Annotated in this window: 9 protein-coding genes; 4 read left to right on the top strand and 5 right to left on the bottom strand. The window is 43.1% G+C overall.

Annotated elements, in window-relative coordinates; genetic code table 11:
• Positions 1-96 precede the first annotated feature (96 nt).
• A complete protein-coding gene (locus O9X84_RS00245) occupies positions 97-3,933 on the bottom strand; it encodes an AAA family ATPase (RefSeq protein WP_269517479.1) in 3,837 nt (1,278 codons plus the stop codon).
• Positions 3,930-5,339: an exonuclease subunit SbcD gene (sbcD, locus tag O9X84_RS00240; protein ID WP_269517478.1), complete on the bottom strand. Its 1,410-nt coding sequence runs from the start codon at positions 5,337-5,339 to the stop codon at positions 3,930-3,932. The genes O9X84_RS00245 and sbcD overlap by 4 nt, the downstream gene beginning before the upstream one ends.
• 240 nt (positions 5,340-5,579) lie before the next feature.
• Between sbcD and O9X84_RS00235 the strand changes: the two genes are divergently transcribed.
• Positions 5,580-7,013, top strand: a complete 1,434-nt coding sequence (locus O9X84_RS00235; RefSeq protein ID WP_269517477.1) for an adenosine deaminase family protein — start codon at positions 5,580-5,582, stop codon at positions 7,011-7,013.
• A gap of 113 nt (positions 7,014-7,126) precedes the next feature.
• On the top strand, positions 7,127-8,170 hold the full coding sequence (locus O9X84_RS00230) for an AI-2E family transporter (protein WP_269517476.1): 1,044 nt from the start codon (positions 7,127-7,129) through the stop codon (positions 8,168-8,170).
• Positions 8,171-8,247: 77 nt separating this feature from the next.
• On the opposite strand, the gene O9X84_RS00225 is transcribed toward O9X84_RS00230, so the two are convergent.
• From O9X84_RS00225 to O9X84_RS00215, 3 genes are all read right to left on the bottom strand, one after another.
• On the bottom strand, positions 8,248-8,685 hold the full coding sequence (locus O9X84_RS00225; RefSeq protein WP_269517475.1) for an SRPBCC family protein: 438 nt from the start codon (positions 8,683-8,685) through the stop codon (positions 8,248-8,250).
• A gap of 212 nt (positions 8,686-8,897) precedes the next feature.
• A complete protein-coding gene (locus tag O9X84_RS00220) occupies positions 8,898-10,163 on the bottom strand; it encodes a TMEM143 family protein (protein WP_269517474.1) in 1,266 nt (421 codons plus the stop codon).
• A gap of 391 nt (positions 10,164-10,554) precedes the next feature.
• Complete coding sequence (locus O9X84_RS00215) at positions 10,555-10,767, bottom strand: hypothetical protein (RefSeq protein ID WP_269517473.1); 213 nt, start codon at positions 10,765-10,767, stop codon at positions 10,555-10,557.
• A gap of 909 nt (positions 10,768-11,676) precedes the next feature.
• Here O9X84_RS00215 and O9X84_RS00210 point away from each other — a divergent pair.
• Together O9X84_RS00210 and O9X84_RS00205 are read left to right on the top strand one after the other, a co-directional pair.
• A complete protein-coding gene (locus O9X84_RS00210) occupies positions 11,677-11,976 on the top strand; it encodes a helix-turn-helix domain-containing protein (protein WP_269517472.1) in 300 nt (99 codons plus the stop codon).
• Positions 11,966-13,171 carry a type II toxin-antitoxin system HipA family toxin gene (locus O9X84_RS00205; RefSeq protein WP_332108308.1) on the top strand — a complete coding sequence of 402 codons (1,206 nt, stop codon included), beginning with the start codon at positions 11,966-11,968 and terminating at the stop codon, positions 13,169-13,171. The genes O9X84_RS00210 and O9X84_RS00205 overlap by 11 nt, the downstream gene beginning before the upstream one ends.
• Positions 13,172-13,443: the final 272 nt, after the last annotated feature.

Here is a 13,443-nt window from a genome sequence, read left to right as displayed (position 1 = left end):
ATCTTTTAAGCTCTTTACCTTTTAGCCCTTAAGCCAAAAGCGTTTAACACTATGCATACCAACAGTGTAGCGTAACTCGCCTTAACAAATACAACCTTAGGCTGTCACGTTTTCGATAGCATACTGCTTTTCTAATGCACTCAAACCTACGCCGTTTCGCTTTATTACCTTTAACTGAGTAGGAATACGCTCTTTCATTGCCTCGATATGGCTGATAACACCTATCATTTTGCCGCTAGCATTGAGATTATCAAGTGCATCTAAGGCCACATCTAAGGTTTCAGCATCTAGTGTGCCAAACCCTTCATCTAAGAACAGGGAGTCGATACTGGTTTTAAAACTTACCAAATCAGACAAAGAGAGTGCGAGCGCCAAGCTAACCAGAAAGCTTTCGCCCCCAGACAAAGTTTTCGTATCTCGTAATACATCGCCTTGCCAAGTATCAACTACGCTGAGCCCTAGGCCTTCATTTTCTTTGCGAATTAATTGATAACGCCCGTGTAACTTATCAAGCTGCTGATTGGCCAGCACAACTAAGTTATCTAGCGTAAGGCCTTGAGCAAAGCGCCTAAACTTATCGCCACTGGCAGAACCAATTAATGAATGTAAGTACGTAATATCGTCGTAATAGGCCTCAAAACGCGCCATTTCCTCTATTAATTTCTGCTGTTTTTCTTGTGCCTGTGCATTGGCTGCTAACTGCTGAGCTATTTTACCTTGAGAGGACAACAACCCGTCTTTACGCTCATTTTTCTCAGCTATATTCTCGCTAACCTGCAGCGGCCCGTGTTCATCAAGCAACTGCTGCCAGTGCTGAGCACTCTCGTTCGCTACAAGCTTTTCTTGCTGTGCAACTGCATTAGCCACCAGTAACTCAGCATGTTGCAGCTTTTGCGTAATCGAATGCTTAAGCGCAACAAGCTGCTCTCGGGTTTCTTCATCAAGTAGCGATTGAGTAAAGGCCTCTTCGCTTTCGAAGGGGCTTTTAGTAAGCAGGCTTTCAAAATCACTACGAGCAATATCAAGCTGCCCTCGTTTAGCAGTTAACTGCTCGATAAGCTGCTCTTTTTCCGCATCTAGGCGAGCGGCAGTGTTATTGGCGCTCTGCTGCTTAGCTCGAAATTCAGTTAACTGCTTCTCGATGCGCTCTATGTTTTCAGTGGCGGTTTGTCGCACTGTTGTGATGCTTTGCTCAGGAAATACCTCCTGTCGTTTAGCGTGTAATGACGACAGGGAATCTTCATATTGCTTCACCTTTTCTGCATTGTCGTTCAACTGCTGCTGATAAGTCGCTATGTCGCGGGTAAGCGTGGCGAGATTCTCGTTAAAGGTATAAATGCTTGGCAACAGTAATTCAAGCTCATGCTGCTTAGCTTTATAATCGTTAAGTGCGTCGGCCTTTTCTTTTAACCATTGGGTTAAGTGTTGAGGTTCGGGAGCATCAAACTCGACTTCAGTGTGCTTACCTTCAACAGTGTTAACACCAGAAGTGCTAGGGCCAGAGGTGTTAGCGCCAGCAGTAGTAGCACAAGAAATAGTAGCGCCAGCAGTATTCACATTATCTCGAATAACGTCGGCTATAGTTGCAATTAGTGCGCTTTCTTTTTCATCGAGTGCTCGCTGTTTTTGCTCAATATCTTTTTCCAGCTCAGCAATGGATGCCTGCACGTTTTGCTGTTGCTGTAACAGTAACTGGTGCTCACCATTTGCATTTGATAGCTCACGCTGTGCATTGTGGTGCTTGGCTTTTTCGTCGGTTAACTGTTGCTCCGCCCGCTCAATATCTTTTAACTGCCTATTGAGAGAGTCGATACGCGCTTTGTATGCGTTACTAAAGCGTGTAAATTGAGCGTTGTCTTCAACCGGTATTTCGCTAAACGCTGAGTCGATGGCGTGACTAATCACTTCTTGCTGCTGTTGCCACTGCACTTTTATTTTTTCTAACCGCTCTGTTATGGCGTTTTTATTTACAAGGGCTTGCTCAATAGCCATCTCTGCTTTTGCTAGTGCGTCTTTGGCTTTTGTGCCCTCTTGCTCTATATCTTCTAACTGTTTTTTGAGAGCATCTCGCTTTTGCACTGTTGCGGGCACATCAATATTTACCGAGTCTACTTTGTGTTCATTTGCACCGCATACAGGGCACGCCTCGCCGTCATTAAGTTGAGCACGTAAATGCGCTACCTCGTTGTTCAGCGATATGATCTCATCGATGTCTTTTAATCTTGCTTTCGTATTTTTGTAGTCATCCACCAAACTATCGCGCTTGGCTTTTTGCGTCGCTTTTTCGTTATTGCGAGCTTCATCACCTGTCGCAATACTATTCAGATCATCAGTAAATGCTTTATATTGTTGCTGCAAATGGTCGCACTGAATAATGTTATCCCAGTGTTTAAGCTTTACTGCAACTTCATCACTTAGTGTTGCTTTTTCATTACCATTTAACAGCAAGTTAAGTGCATGTTGATAGCTCTCCACTTGCTCGCTTAGCCCTTCACTTTCTACAGTAAATTTTGATACTTCATCAAAGCGCTGGCTTACCTTTTCTGATAGCTGACTTAACGTGTGGGCACTGTCATTGCGCTTAGCTACCCACGAGTTTATTAGTCCTCGTTCGTTATTTATGCCTAGGGCAGATTCGCTCCAGCCGCTTATGTGCTCAGCAATATTGCCAATGTGCCTGTGCGACTGTAAGTAAGACGATAATTCTTCTTTAAGCGCGCGCTGCTGAGAAAAAGCCTTTTCAATTCGCGACTTTTCTTGCGCTTGCTCACCAAGAGATTCCGTTAACGTTGATATTGTATTGGTTAACTCGCTCAGTGTGTCTGTGGTCTGCTGAATTTTATTATCTATCGGCAACACATGATTATTGATGCGTTCTTCAAGGCGAATATTATGAGTCTTTGCTTCTTTCAGCGCTTCCTCGGCCTGCGCGACAGATTGTTGCGCCTCGCTGCATGCTGCCTGAGCATGAGGTAACTGCTGTTCTTTTTCTTTCAGTCTCCCCTCATAAACAGTCACGTCATCTTGAATCGATTTATATTTAAAGTAAGGAACTCGTAGCACCTCGGCAGGTTCACTTTGCGCTAATTTATCCAGCTTACTTTTTGCCTCGTCTGCGTCACTCTGCGCTGTTTTTTGTAAATTTTGCGCCTCGTTTACGGCGTGTTCATTTTCTTTAACTGCATCTTGCCACTGCTTTTGCTGGTGCAATACGTGAAGCTCTGCAGATAAATCAGCAATGTGTTGTTTGGTCTGTGTGAGTTCATCGTTTAGCGTCTGAGTTTCATGTTCGCTAAGCAGGGTTACGCCCTCTAGCATTAACCCAAAGTCTTTCTTTTTTTGTTTAGCCTCAGAAAATTGGGCATGCACCGCTTGGGAAATTTGACCGTAAATTTCTGTTCCCGTGAGCTCTTCTAATAGCTCGGCTCTGTCATTTTCATTAGCATTCAAAAATGCCGCAAAGTCGCCTTGAGACAGCATCATCGACTTAGTAAAGCGGTCAAAGTTAAGCCCAGTAAGTCGTTCTACTTCATCACTTTTAGGTCGAACCTGGGTTGCTAGAACTTTGCCAGTGTCTACTTCGGCGAGTTCAACGTCGGCACTTTGCAAATTGCCATCGGCCTTGCCTCGCGCTCTGCGCATACTCCAAAATGCACGATAAGCTTTGCCTTTAATATCAAACTCCACCTCTGCCAAGCACTCTGCCGTGCCGCGAGTCATAATATCGTTCGCCGTAGAAGAGATAGTGCCTAAACGAGGCGTTTGATGATAAAGCGCTAAACAGATGGCATCGAGCAATGTGGTTTTACCCGCACCGGTTGGCCCGGTAATGGCAAATAAACCGTTATCAACAAAAGGTGACTGGGTAAAATCTATCTTCCACTCGCCTTTTAAGGCATTTAGGTTTTTAAGTCGCAGGGTTAATATTTTCACTTCGCCTGCTCCTTATCTGCTTTGTTGCTAGTCGCAGTGGCATCATTATCCTCATCATTAGCGTGAACTCGCTCTACTGCCTCTGAAAACAGGTGTGTTATGCGCGCTTTGCGATTTGTTGATGATGCTTGAGTGGGTGTGCTTTCATCTGGCTCAGGGCTGTTTTCTCGCTCAGGGCTGTTTTCTCGCTCAAGGCTGTTTTCTCGCTCAAGGCTGTCGTTCACCTCAAGGCTGTCAAAATCTTCAAGGGCCAACCGCGCCTCAAACACCTCTTTTACCGACAGCTCGCTCAGTTGCCTGTTTTTTGTTTCACTTAAGCTCTTAGTGGCGCTTTTTCTCACACGTTTAAGTTGTAATATTTCGGCGTTTTTACCTTCCAACAAGGTCTGTATACGCTGTTGCAAGTCCGTGAGGTAATCTTGGGTTTCAACTTCAATACACAGCCACACAGGGGAAAGCTCTGTGGCATCAGCAATAGCGCTGCTGTTATTAATGGCTAATTCAATGTTCGCTAAATCCCCTTTGATCACCTCCATGGCTTGAAAGCGCGGAACGGGGATCGGCGTGATGGCGGTTTGGCCTAATGTAAACTCCACCATAACAACCTGCTTTTGCGTATTGAGTTCATCAAAGCTTAACGGTATTGGCGAGCCTGAGTAGCGAATATGCTCGGTTTTAGCTACTTTTTGTGGGCGGTGGATATGGCCTAAGGCAATGTAATCGGCCGGCGGAAAGCCACCTGCATCAAACCCTTCTAACGTACCGATATAAATATCCCGCACGCTTTCAGACTGACTTACGCCCAGCGCCGTTAAGTGGCCTGTAGCAACTATAGGAATAGTCTCGGCCTGCCGCTGTGTTTGTGCTGCAATCGAATGTCGAAGCGCAATGGCTTGCTGATATAACATTGCGTAATGTTGCTTTATTGCCTCACCCAACGCATGGCGCTTATCTATCGCACTTTGCCCTGCTGTACTCACCAACACATCTTTTGGGCGAATAAACGGCACGGCACATAAAATAGCGCCAACCTCATCGGTGCTATTTTTAAGCGCAATAACCTGTTCGGCGCTATCACCAAACGTGCTAGCGATAACGTGACTATTTAAATACTTAAGCAGCGATTTACTCTCGTTAAGTACAGAAACAGAGTCGTGGTTTCCCCCCAGTACAACAAGAGTGCATTGCCGACCTTGCAGCGCACCAATGAAAGCATGATAAAGCTCTCGGGCGTAGCTAGGAGGTGTACCTGTATCAAACACATCGCCCGCCACAATCACTGCATCAATTCCATGAGTGTCGACTTCAGTTAAAAGCCATTTCAAAAAGGCGTCATGTTCGAACTTTCGGCTTTTTGTAAAAAAGCTCTGCCCTAAATGCCAGTCAGACGTATGCAATATTTTCATGTAATTGGAGAACCAGAATGCGTTTGGAAAGAATAAAGTGACGTATAGTGAACTCGCAAAGTGCTTATAAATAGACTTCGGGAGCCTTAAGTGAACTATAGAGATATTATGCTTATATGACAATGACGTATACAATGAACTCATTAAAGCAAGCCTGTCAAAACGGCTTAATGTAAAAAACCACACTGATTTTGATGGATTGTTTGAAAGCTTGCAGCCTGTCACAAAGAGGATAGTTAATTGTTCATTCGCACTATAGCGCTTTTGTGCTTACTTACTTTCAGCTTGCACATTGTTGCGGCACCTTCCTCAACGTATATGAACGAATGGTTCACGGCATTTAAACAACGCGCAACACCAGCGCAAATGTATAACTTCTTACATGCCATGCCCAAAGGCGGTGATATTCATCATCACCTTTCCGGCGCTGGCATGAGCGAGTGGTGGTGGGATATCGCCACAAATTCAAAGCAAAACGGCGGCTATACCTATTACACAAAAACAAAACCCACATTATGTAATGGTTACGGCACGAACGAATTTGGCTTTAATCCTCAGCTTTTGATGTTCCACACCATTTCAGCCTTTACTTACGAGCAGCTCTCTAGCTGCGAAAAAAGCAATTACACCCTGCTTACCAACTTAAGCAAGACGCAAAAGCAGGGGTTTCTAAACAGTATTAGATTGGATAAGCCTCACGAGGGCCGCGACGAATTTTTTCAGACTCATTGGCAACGCTTGGGCGACATGCTGCTTAACCCACATATACAAACACATTTACTGCTTAAGAACATGCAGGCCTATCAAAAAGAGAACGTACTGTACTTAGAAACCCAAATCCAAGTAACCGGCATGCGCTTTCCAGATGGCTTTGCTTATACGCCCAAAGCTACTGCCGAACTGTTTGTAGAGATGTTAGAAAGCGACGCTGCGGTAGATACCAATGTGCAAGTGCGCTTCCAACTAGCGATTGTTCGCTTCTTACCTAACGCTGAACAACAGCTTGAAGAAGCATGGACGTTTATTAATGAGAATAGAGACTATTTTGTTGGCATCAACTTTGTGGGCAGAGAAGATAATGACAGAGGGTATCCACTGCGCTTTTTGCCCACACTACGTAAGCTTCGTGCTCAGTCACCACCGGTATCGCTAAGTGTTCATGCCGGTGAGTCGGATGAGCCTAATACTCACATTAGAGATACATTGCTGCTAGGCGCAGACAGGATTGGCCATGGGTATAATCTGATTGAAGACCCAGACACGCTATTGATGATGCGCAACTCTCCCTACCTAGTAGAGATTAACCTCATATCCAACCTGCTACTAGAATACGCCGAGAGCATTGATGCCCACCCCTTTCCGGAGTATCTGCGAACAGGCGTGCCGGTGACGCTTTCAACCGATGATAGAGGCATGTGGAGCAGTAATCTAACCGATGAGTTTTATGTAGCGGTATCGCACTTCAATTTATCGTGGGATGAATTGGTTGAGTTAAATACAAACGCTATAGCTCACAGCTTTATGTCAGATGAAGACCGCGAGACCTTACTGCATCGCCTTAAAAAAGAAACTCAGCGCTTTATTGATAAAAGGTTGAACAATACGCCAATAGCAGACGTAAAGCAGCACTACACCTTTATTTGCAGCTTCGCACCGGCCGTTTGCAGCGAATAGCAAAATTAAAAGTACATAGATAATAGAGCATAGATGATAAGACATGGGCAATGCAGGAGCTTTATAAGCTATTGCACCGCTTAGTTACAGTGTATAACAGGGAGTAAGGACATATGACATCTACAGGAAAAAGGCAGATTCAATACTGGGCACTCGCCCTCGGCGCACTCATTCTTGTACTGTGGTTTTTAGGCGATGTGCTGCTACCGTTTATTTTAGGTGCAGTGGTTGCCTACATTCTCAACCCAGTCGCTGAAAAATTGGAGAGTAAAGGATTCAGCCGACCCGCGGCTACTGCCCTTATTACACTTTCAGCAACGCTCATTTTTGTGCTCATTGCGCTTCTTGTTGTACCGGCAATCGTGTCGCAAGCAATAAGCTTATTCGAATCTGGCCCAGATTTGTTCAACAGTTTAAGTGTGTGGTTAAGTAAAACACTCCCGTCAGTGTTTGGTGAAAGTACAACATTACGCTCAGTGATGAATTCTGCTGGTGAGGTTGTAAAAGAACGTGGGGGTGAGTTTTTAAGTACAGCATTTAGCTCTGCTGCAAACATCATCGATTTGGCAATGCTGTTTGTCATTGTGCCTGTAGTAGCGGTTTATCTACTTTTAGATTGGCACCGCATGAGTTCAACTATTTACGATTTACTTCCTCGCAAACATGAACCCGTTATTCGCGACTTATTGAAAAAAATAGATAAAACCTTAGCTGGATTTATTCGCGGCACAGGCTCCGTATGCATTATTTTAGGCGTTTACTATGCCATCTCGCTAATGCTTGTGGGCCTTAAGTTTGGTCTAGTGGTGGGGTTTGCAGCAGGATTGATAAGCTTCATCCCCTATTTAGGCGCTATCTTGGGCGGATTACTTGCGTTGGGTTTGGCTTTATTTCAGTTTTGGAATGAGTGGATTTCAGTTGCGATGGTAGTGGGAATTTTCGTGTTTGGTCAAGCCGTTGAGGGCAACTTTATTACGCCCAAACTCGTTGGTGACTCTGTAGGATTACACCCAGTGTGGCTGATTATGTCGCTGTCTATTTTTGGTAGCTTGTTCGGCTTTTTAGGGCTTTTAGTTGCAGTGCCGTTGGCCGCCATAATTGGTGTACTAATCCGCTTTTTCATCGATAAATACAAACACAGCGACCTCTATAAATAAAAGGGGGTCAGGTCCACTTTAATAACGCACTTGCCCGCCATATCGATAGAAAAAGAGATTGAGCACTCTGGCTCACGTTATGAATTGCCAATCTGCTTTAAGATACTACCAAACGCTCTTCCACCGTTTTTTTGAATTTGCTTATCGAAATACAAACTTCCCAACAAGAAAATAGTGATATGGCCTTTTGAGCGCCACGTTGCGTGGGTTTTACCGTCTATTTCTTTTAGAGTTATTTCGCCTAGCTGATGATCGTAAGGCAACGGTTTCGACTTTATAACCTTGTAGCCAAGTTTATAAGGAGGCTCAAACGCGACAATTTCTTCATGTAGATTAGCGCCACCTGCGATAATTTCACGCACAGCGCCTAACCCGTTTTTATCGTCCTTACCATGAACGAGTAAGTTCGCTTCATCCACGCCTTTAAACTGCGCATAGTTTTCGTGATCGCTTAGCATCGCAAACACATCGTGGATAGGTTTATCGATTACTCTTTCTACATGAATTGAAAACATTATATACCTACTACAAAAAACGTGAGCCCATTTAAATGCTAGAATATAGAGCAATATGTGAATAGCTCAAATAACCACTTTTTATCTTTATCTATAGGCAATTCGGCCATTATTTGAATAGGTTTGTTTTTGGAGTAAGCTGTATCTGCAAAAGATGGCCCTGCAAGACATGACCTTCAATAGATACACCTTTAAAAACTAAACCTACAAAGCTAGCCTTGGTAAATATTATCCCAATACTCGTCTAATTCGTTAATGGCACTTTTTAACGGCTTAGCCGTGAATCGCTCTTTGTTTTTTTCTACCAGCTTCATTTTAACTAATTTATCGATAGCATCAGACACATCAAAGTCTAAGGTGCAATGGTGAGTTTGCTTAAACCAAGCTTCAATTTCTTTATCGAGTTCATCTGCGCTCATCACTGCTCCTTCATGTTTCAATAAGAATGTATAAGCCAATAAAGCTTCTTTACAGTCTTCCTCTTCTGCGGCATCTACCAGAGTGTGAAACACGCCAGCGTTGTTATCTAAATTCTTAAAATAAAGGTTGTCTGATAAGGCTTTCATAAACCGTATTTTTCGATTTTTAAACTTCGTCCATTCTTTAAAAACAAAGCTGCCAAAAACCCCCATACCAATACCAAAAGTAATAAGGCTTTGCTTAGTAAGCTCTACTGACTCATCTTTAAGCCCCAACCAAAACGCGAGAAACGACGACAGCAGTAATATAGACGCCCCTAATTTCGTCACTAACACAACAATGCCACCGACCGTTGCCGACGCCCCAATGATAAGTTTATCGAGCGGACGCATTTTCACTTCACTGTTTGGAAACAGCATTTCCAAATCTGCTTTGGGCACGTTTTGAAACAGCTTAATAATAGTGGCCCCAGGGGTGAAAGTGACAGGAAGCTGTTTTTTAGTGTTTTTGCGTTGGTCGAAGTAGTCTTTATCTTTAAAGGTAATATAAACCGCCACTCGATCGTAGTTGGTGAACGATATCGATTTTTTGCGCAAACCAAAGAACGTACGTAGCGTTTCTGTTTTAACCGATTCACCTCGGCGATAAAACACGACTTCTTGAAAATCGTCAAAACTCACCGCCAAGCGAACTTTAAACAGCGACTCTTCATGAAGCGCATCTTCTAAATCAGTATCGGTGACTTTTTCAAAGTTGGCAGAATCTAATAATGTGGAAAACTCACTGGCGAAGTCTTTTTGGACGGCCTTACGTTCGCTATCTGTAATGTCTTTCAGCGTGCGGGTATCTTTGTTGGGGTCGAATAGCGCGTAGCTGTTTTTCAAGCGCTCTAGCTGCTCGTGATACTGAAAGTGAATGCGGCTCACCAACAAGTTGCAAAACACCTCAAAGGAAGTAGCAGTGCTATCAGCATCAGCGGTTTCTTTGTTAATGAGGACATCGTTACACATGGAAACAACATCGGCTTTGCGAAAAGGTATAAATCGTTCTGGGGACATAACCGTTCTAACGTAGGTAATTCACTAACACTTAGCACACCGTTTTTTATTTTGTCAGTGGTGTTATACAAGTGACTAACGAAACTAATTCATGTGCTCAGTAAACCATAAATGACTGATAACACAATGCACCTAAAGGCTACTTACAACATAAATTGGTGTTTGATAATAAGGTGCTCTAATTAATGAAAAGTATTACTCGAGAGCAGCGCAATTAAAGCGTTTGAAGGCCGTTCTTATGTAAAAGATTTACAAATACCCTTTAAACTCAATGACGCTAGTTACAATATAGATTTGCTAGACATAGCGACAGTCTCCAAGGGCAGCTTAAAACCTGCCCCAGAATAGCCGGAGGTTATGGCAACGACATCTGTACTTGCTGCTTTGGCTTTTAAGACTTTGATGTTTTTTGATTGCTTAATGATAAAGCTAGAATAATTATCATACCCCCAAGTGATGACGCACCAATAAATCCTGACCAAAATTGATTACTTAAACCAAAAATTACTTGAGGTTCCATACGACCTAATAGGGGTGCAACAATAGTAGCTGTCAAAAGTAGGGCCGCCGCATAATAAGGTATCGATTTACTGTCAATTTTCACAAATTTTTTCCTATGTAAAAGCATTTTAAAAGCGACTTGAGGACGCTCAGTTTAGGTGTATTTGGTTACTTCTCTGGCCGAGTGAAGTACCTATAAGGGGTCCACGTGAAAGCGAGATCCCAGCCCTCATTTTCATATTCTTTCACTAAGCTTGACCCTCGCAAAGAAACAACACGGATATTTTCCACTGGTGAGTCCGTTTGGGTAAAATAGAGAGTCAGCCACGTTGCGCCGACGATCTTTCTCCCCTTGGCGCCCTCTTCTCGCATAATTTTAGCCTCGTTGAATACAGTGACGCCCCTGCGAGTAGTGCGAGTGCTATCCCGAGGGTCAAAGTCAGCTTCATCTGAATAGATTGCATTGGTTTCCGTGGAGAAACGTTGTTGTGCAGCTTGACGACTAATACCAAGTAATTTACCTATTTCCGCCCAACTTAACCCCGCTCTACGCCCAGACTGAACCCACTGCGCGAGTGATTTGTTAGCTTCGTCCGCTGCAATATAAGCCTCAACAATTAAACCAGAATAATCCTCCGAGGTAGCATTATCTAAAGCTTCCGGTTTACTATCCGTGTGCCAGTTTAGAATAAAGTCAGCAACTTTATTCCTGAGCTCTTTTTCCTTTGCAATGTCAATAATCGCCTCCTTTGAGTAGCAATAATAACGTCAATATAACATTGACAAGACAAGTGTCAACATAAAATTGACAAATACTCGCTGCCTGTTCTCTCTACATATAGCAGAAAGTTTAAGTAGCTAGTTTTTGTTGTCGTGAGAGCACTAGGCTTTGTTTACAGAATGTCGATCGCTGCTTTAAACATGCTTTGTATATATTCAAATCATCTTGCATGCTAATTAAATACTGCTAAAGTAGTCTTTAATGAATTAATGACTGATTAAGTGTTCATTTATGAGATCTGAGCAAGCGTCAAAGTTGGCGAATAAATTGGGTGATTTAATACGTCAGCATCGCACTTTGAATTATACCCAAAGTACGTTTGCGAAAATGATAGGCGTATCCCGTTCAACGGTGCAAAAACTTGAGCAAGGCGAGGTGGTAAAAAGCGATATATTGTTTGAGGCTTTAGTTGCGCTTCAGCTACAAGGCTCGTTGTTAGACGAGGTTAATGAGTTGGTTGCGGATGCTGGTGGTTATAATGCAAGGCAGCGCAAAGGCCGTAAAACTCAGGAGATTAATGATGACTTCTGAGGCTTATGTTTTTATTGATGGTTTGGAAGACGCCCCCATTATTTGTGGCTTTTTCAAGCTAAACACACAAACAGGTCGTGGGGAGTTTAACTACGGTAAAAGTTACCTCGCACGGCCAGATGCGTTTGCTCTTGATCCTGTGCATTTACCGCTACAATCTGGCATTTTTAGCTATTCGGCGAATAAAGGTATATTTGGCGTATTAAGTGATGCCGGTGCTGACTCATGGGGTCGTAAACTTATACTTTCACTGCATAACACTAGACCCAAAAACGAACTTCAGTTTTTACTAGCTGGGTCTGGATATGGTGTTGGTGCTTTGGTTTTTAGTTTGTCGCGCAGTGCATCAAAGCATAAAACAAATAAAAACACGTTAGCCGACTTAGCGTTTTTAGATCGAGCCAAGGACGATTTACTCGCTGATAAGGCTATTTCACTCGAGGCAAAAAAAGCCTTTGAGTTTGGTCAAAGTATGGGTGGAGCAAGGCCTAAAACATCAGTGAAAATTGGTGAGAAACTTTATTTGGCAAAGTTTAATCGTCAAGACGATTTGTTCAATTTAGTTAGAGCTGAGCATGGTGCTATGCGTATGGCTAATGAATTGGGGATTCGTTCTGCAAATACCTGCATTCATGAAACAGAAAATGGAGACGTTCTTTTGGTTGAGCGTTTTGACGTAAGCGATGGCTTACCAACCCATCATTTTTTGAGCGCCAATAGCTTGTTGCAAAGGCCTAAAGTCGCGTTAAGCGATTTAGCTACTTACTATAGCTATGCTGAACTGGCTGAGTTTATTCGCCACCATACAGGTAAATTTGCGGATGATGCTACTGAACTATTTAGGCGAATGGTATTTAACGTATTTATAGGTAATACAGATGACCACAGCCGTAACCATGCATTTTTGTACAATTTTGTTGAGCAAACGTGGCGCTTGAGCCCCGCTTACGATATTACTCCAATTAATAACTCAAAGCAGCACGGCCTAGGGCTTGGTGATGATGGCCGCTATGCGAGTATCGATAATATTCTGTCGCAAGCTAAACGCTTTGGTTTAAATAATGCTCAGGCCAAAAAGATTATTGCTGAGATTGAGTGTTATTTTCGTCAATGGCCTGCTCATTTTAAACGTTTTGCTGATATCAGCGAGGTTGACATAAAGCGTTTAGAAGGCGTAATTCCTTTCATAAGTTAGTGAGCATAAGGAGATTGGAATGTATACCTTATTCATTCAACAGAGTCTAATTTTGTTGGGTTCAGAGTCATTTCACTCACTCTTAGAGCAGGACTGTAAATGAAAAATGTTGGACCTGATAGCATTCTTAAATCATACATTTCGCATATCTCTGCGCTAAAATAGGCCCACAGTTTTAAGCATTTCTTTCAATTTCATCAATCACATCTATTTCGTATTCTAATGCACTACCTCTACGACCCGCTTAATTGCAGCTGCGCAATGGGTTATAC

The sequence above is a fragment of the Alteromonas sp. BMJM2 genome (assembly GCF_027257845.1).
Taxonomy (GTDB): Bacteria; Pseudomonadota; Gammaproteobacteria; order Enterobacterales; family Alteromonadaceae; genus Alteromonas.
This window is presented reverse-complemented; position numbering and strand designations above follow the sequence as displayed.

What these genes read in the sequence shown, in the direction of transcription:
- O9X84_RS00210 (WP_269517472.1), top strand. Translation starts at nt 11,677, where the DNA reads ATGAGATCTGAGCAAGCGTCAAAGTTGGCGAATAAATTGGGTGATTTA.
- O9X84_RS00205 (WP_332108308.1), top strand. Translation starts at nt 11,966, where the DNA reads ATGACTTCTGAGGCTTATGTTTTTATTGATGGTTTGGAAGACGCCCCC.
- O9X84_RS00220 (WP_269517474.1), bottom strand. Translation starts at nt 10,163, where the DNA reads ATGTCCCCAGAACGATTTATACCTTTTCGCAAAGCCGATGTTGTTTCC.
- O9X84_RS00230 (WP_269517476.1), top strand. Translation starts at nt 7,127, where the DNA reads ATGACATCTACAGGAAAAAGGCAGATTCAATACTGGGCACTCGCCCTC.
- sbcD (WP_269517478.1), bottom strand. Translation starts at nt 5,339, where the DNA reads ATGAAAATATTGCATACGTCTGACTGGCATTTAGGGCAGAGCTTTTTT.
- O9X84_RS00225 (WP_269517475.1), bottom strand. Translation starts at nt 8,685, where the DNA reads ATGTTTTCAATTCATGTAGAAAGAGTAATCGATAAACCTATCCACGAT.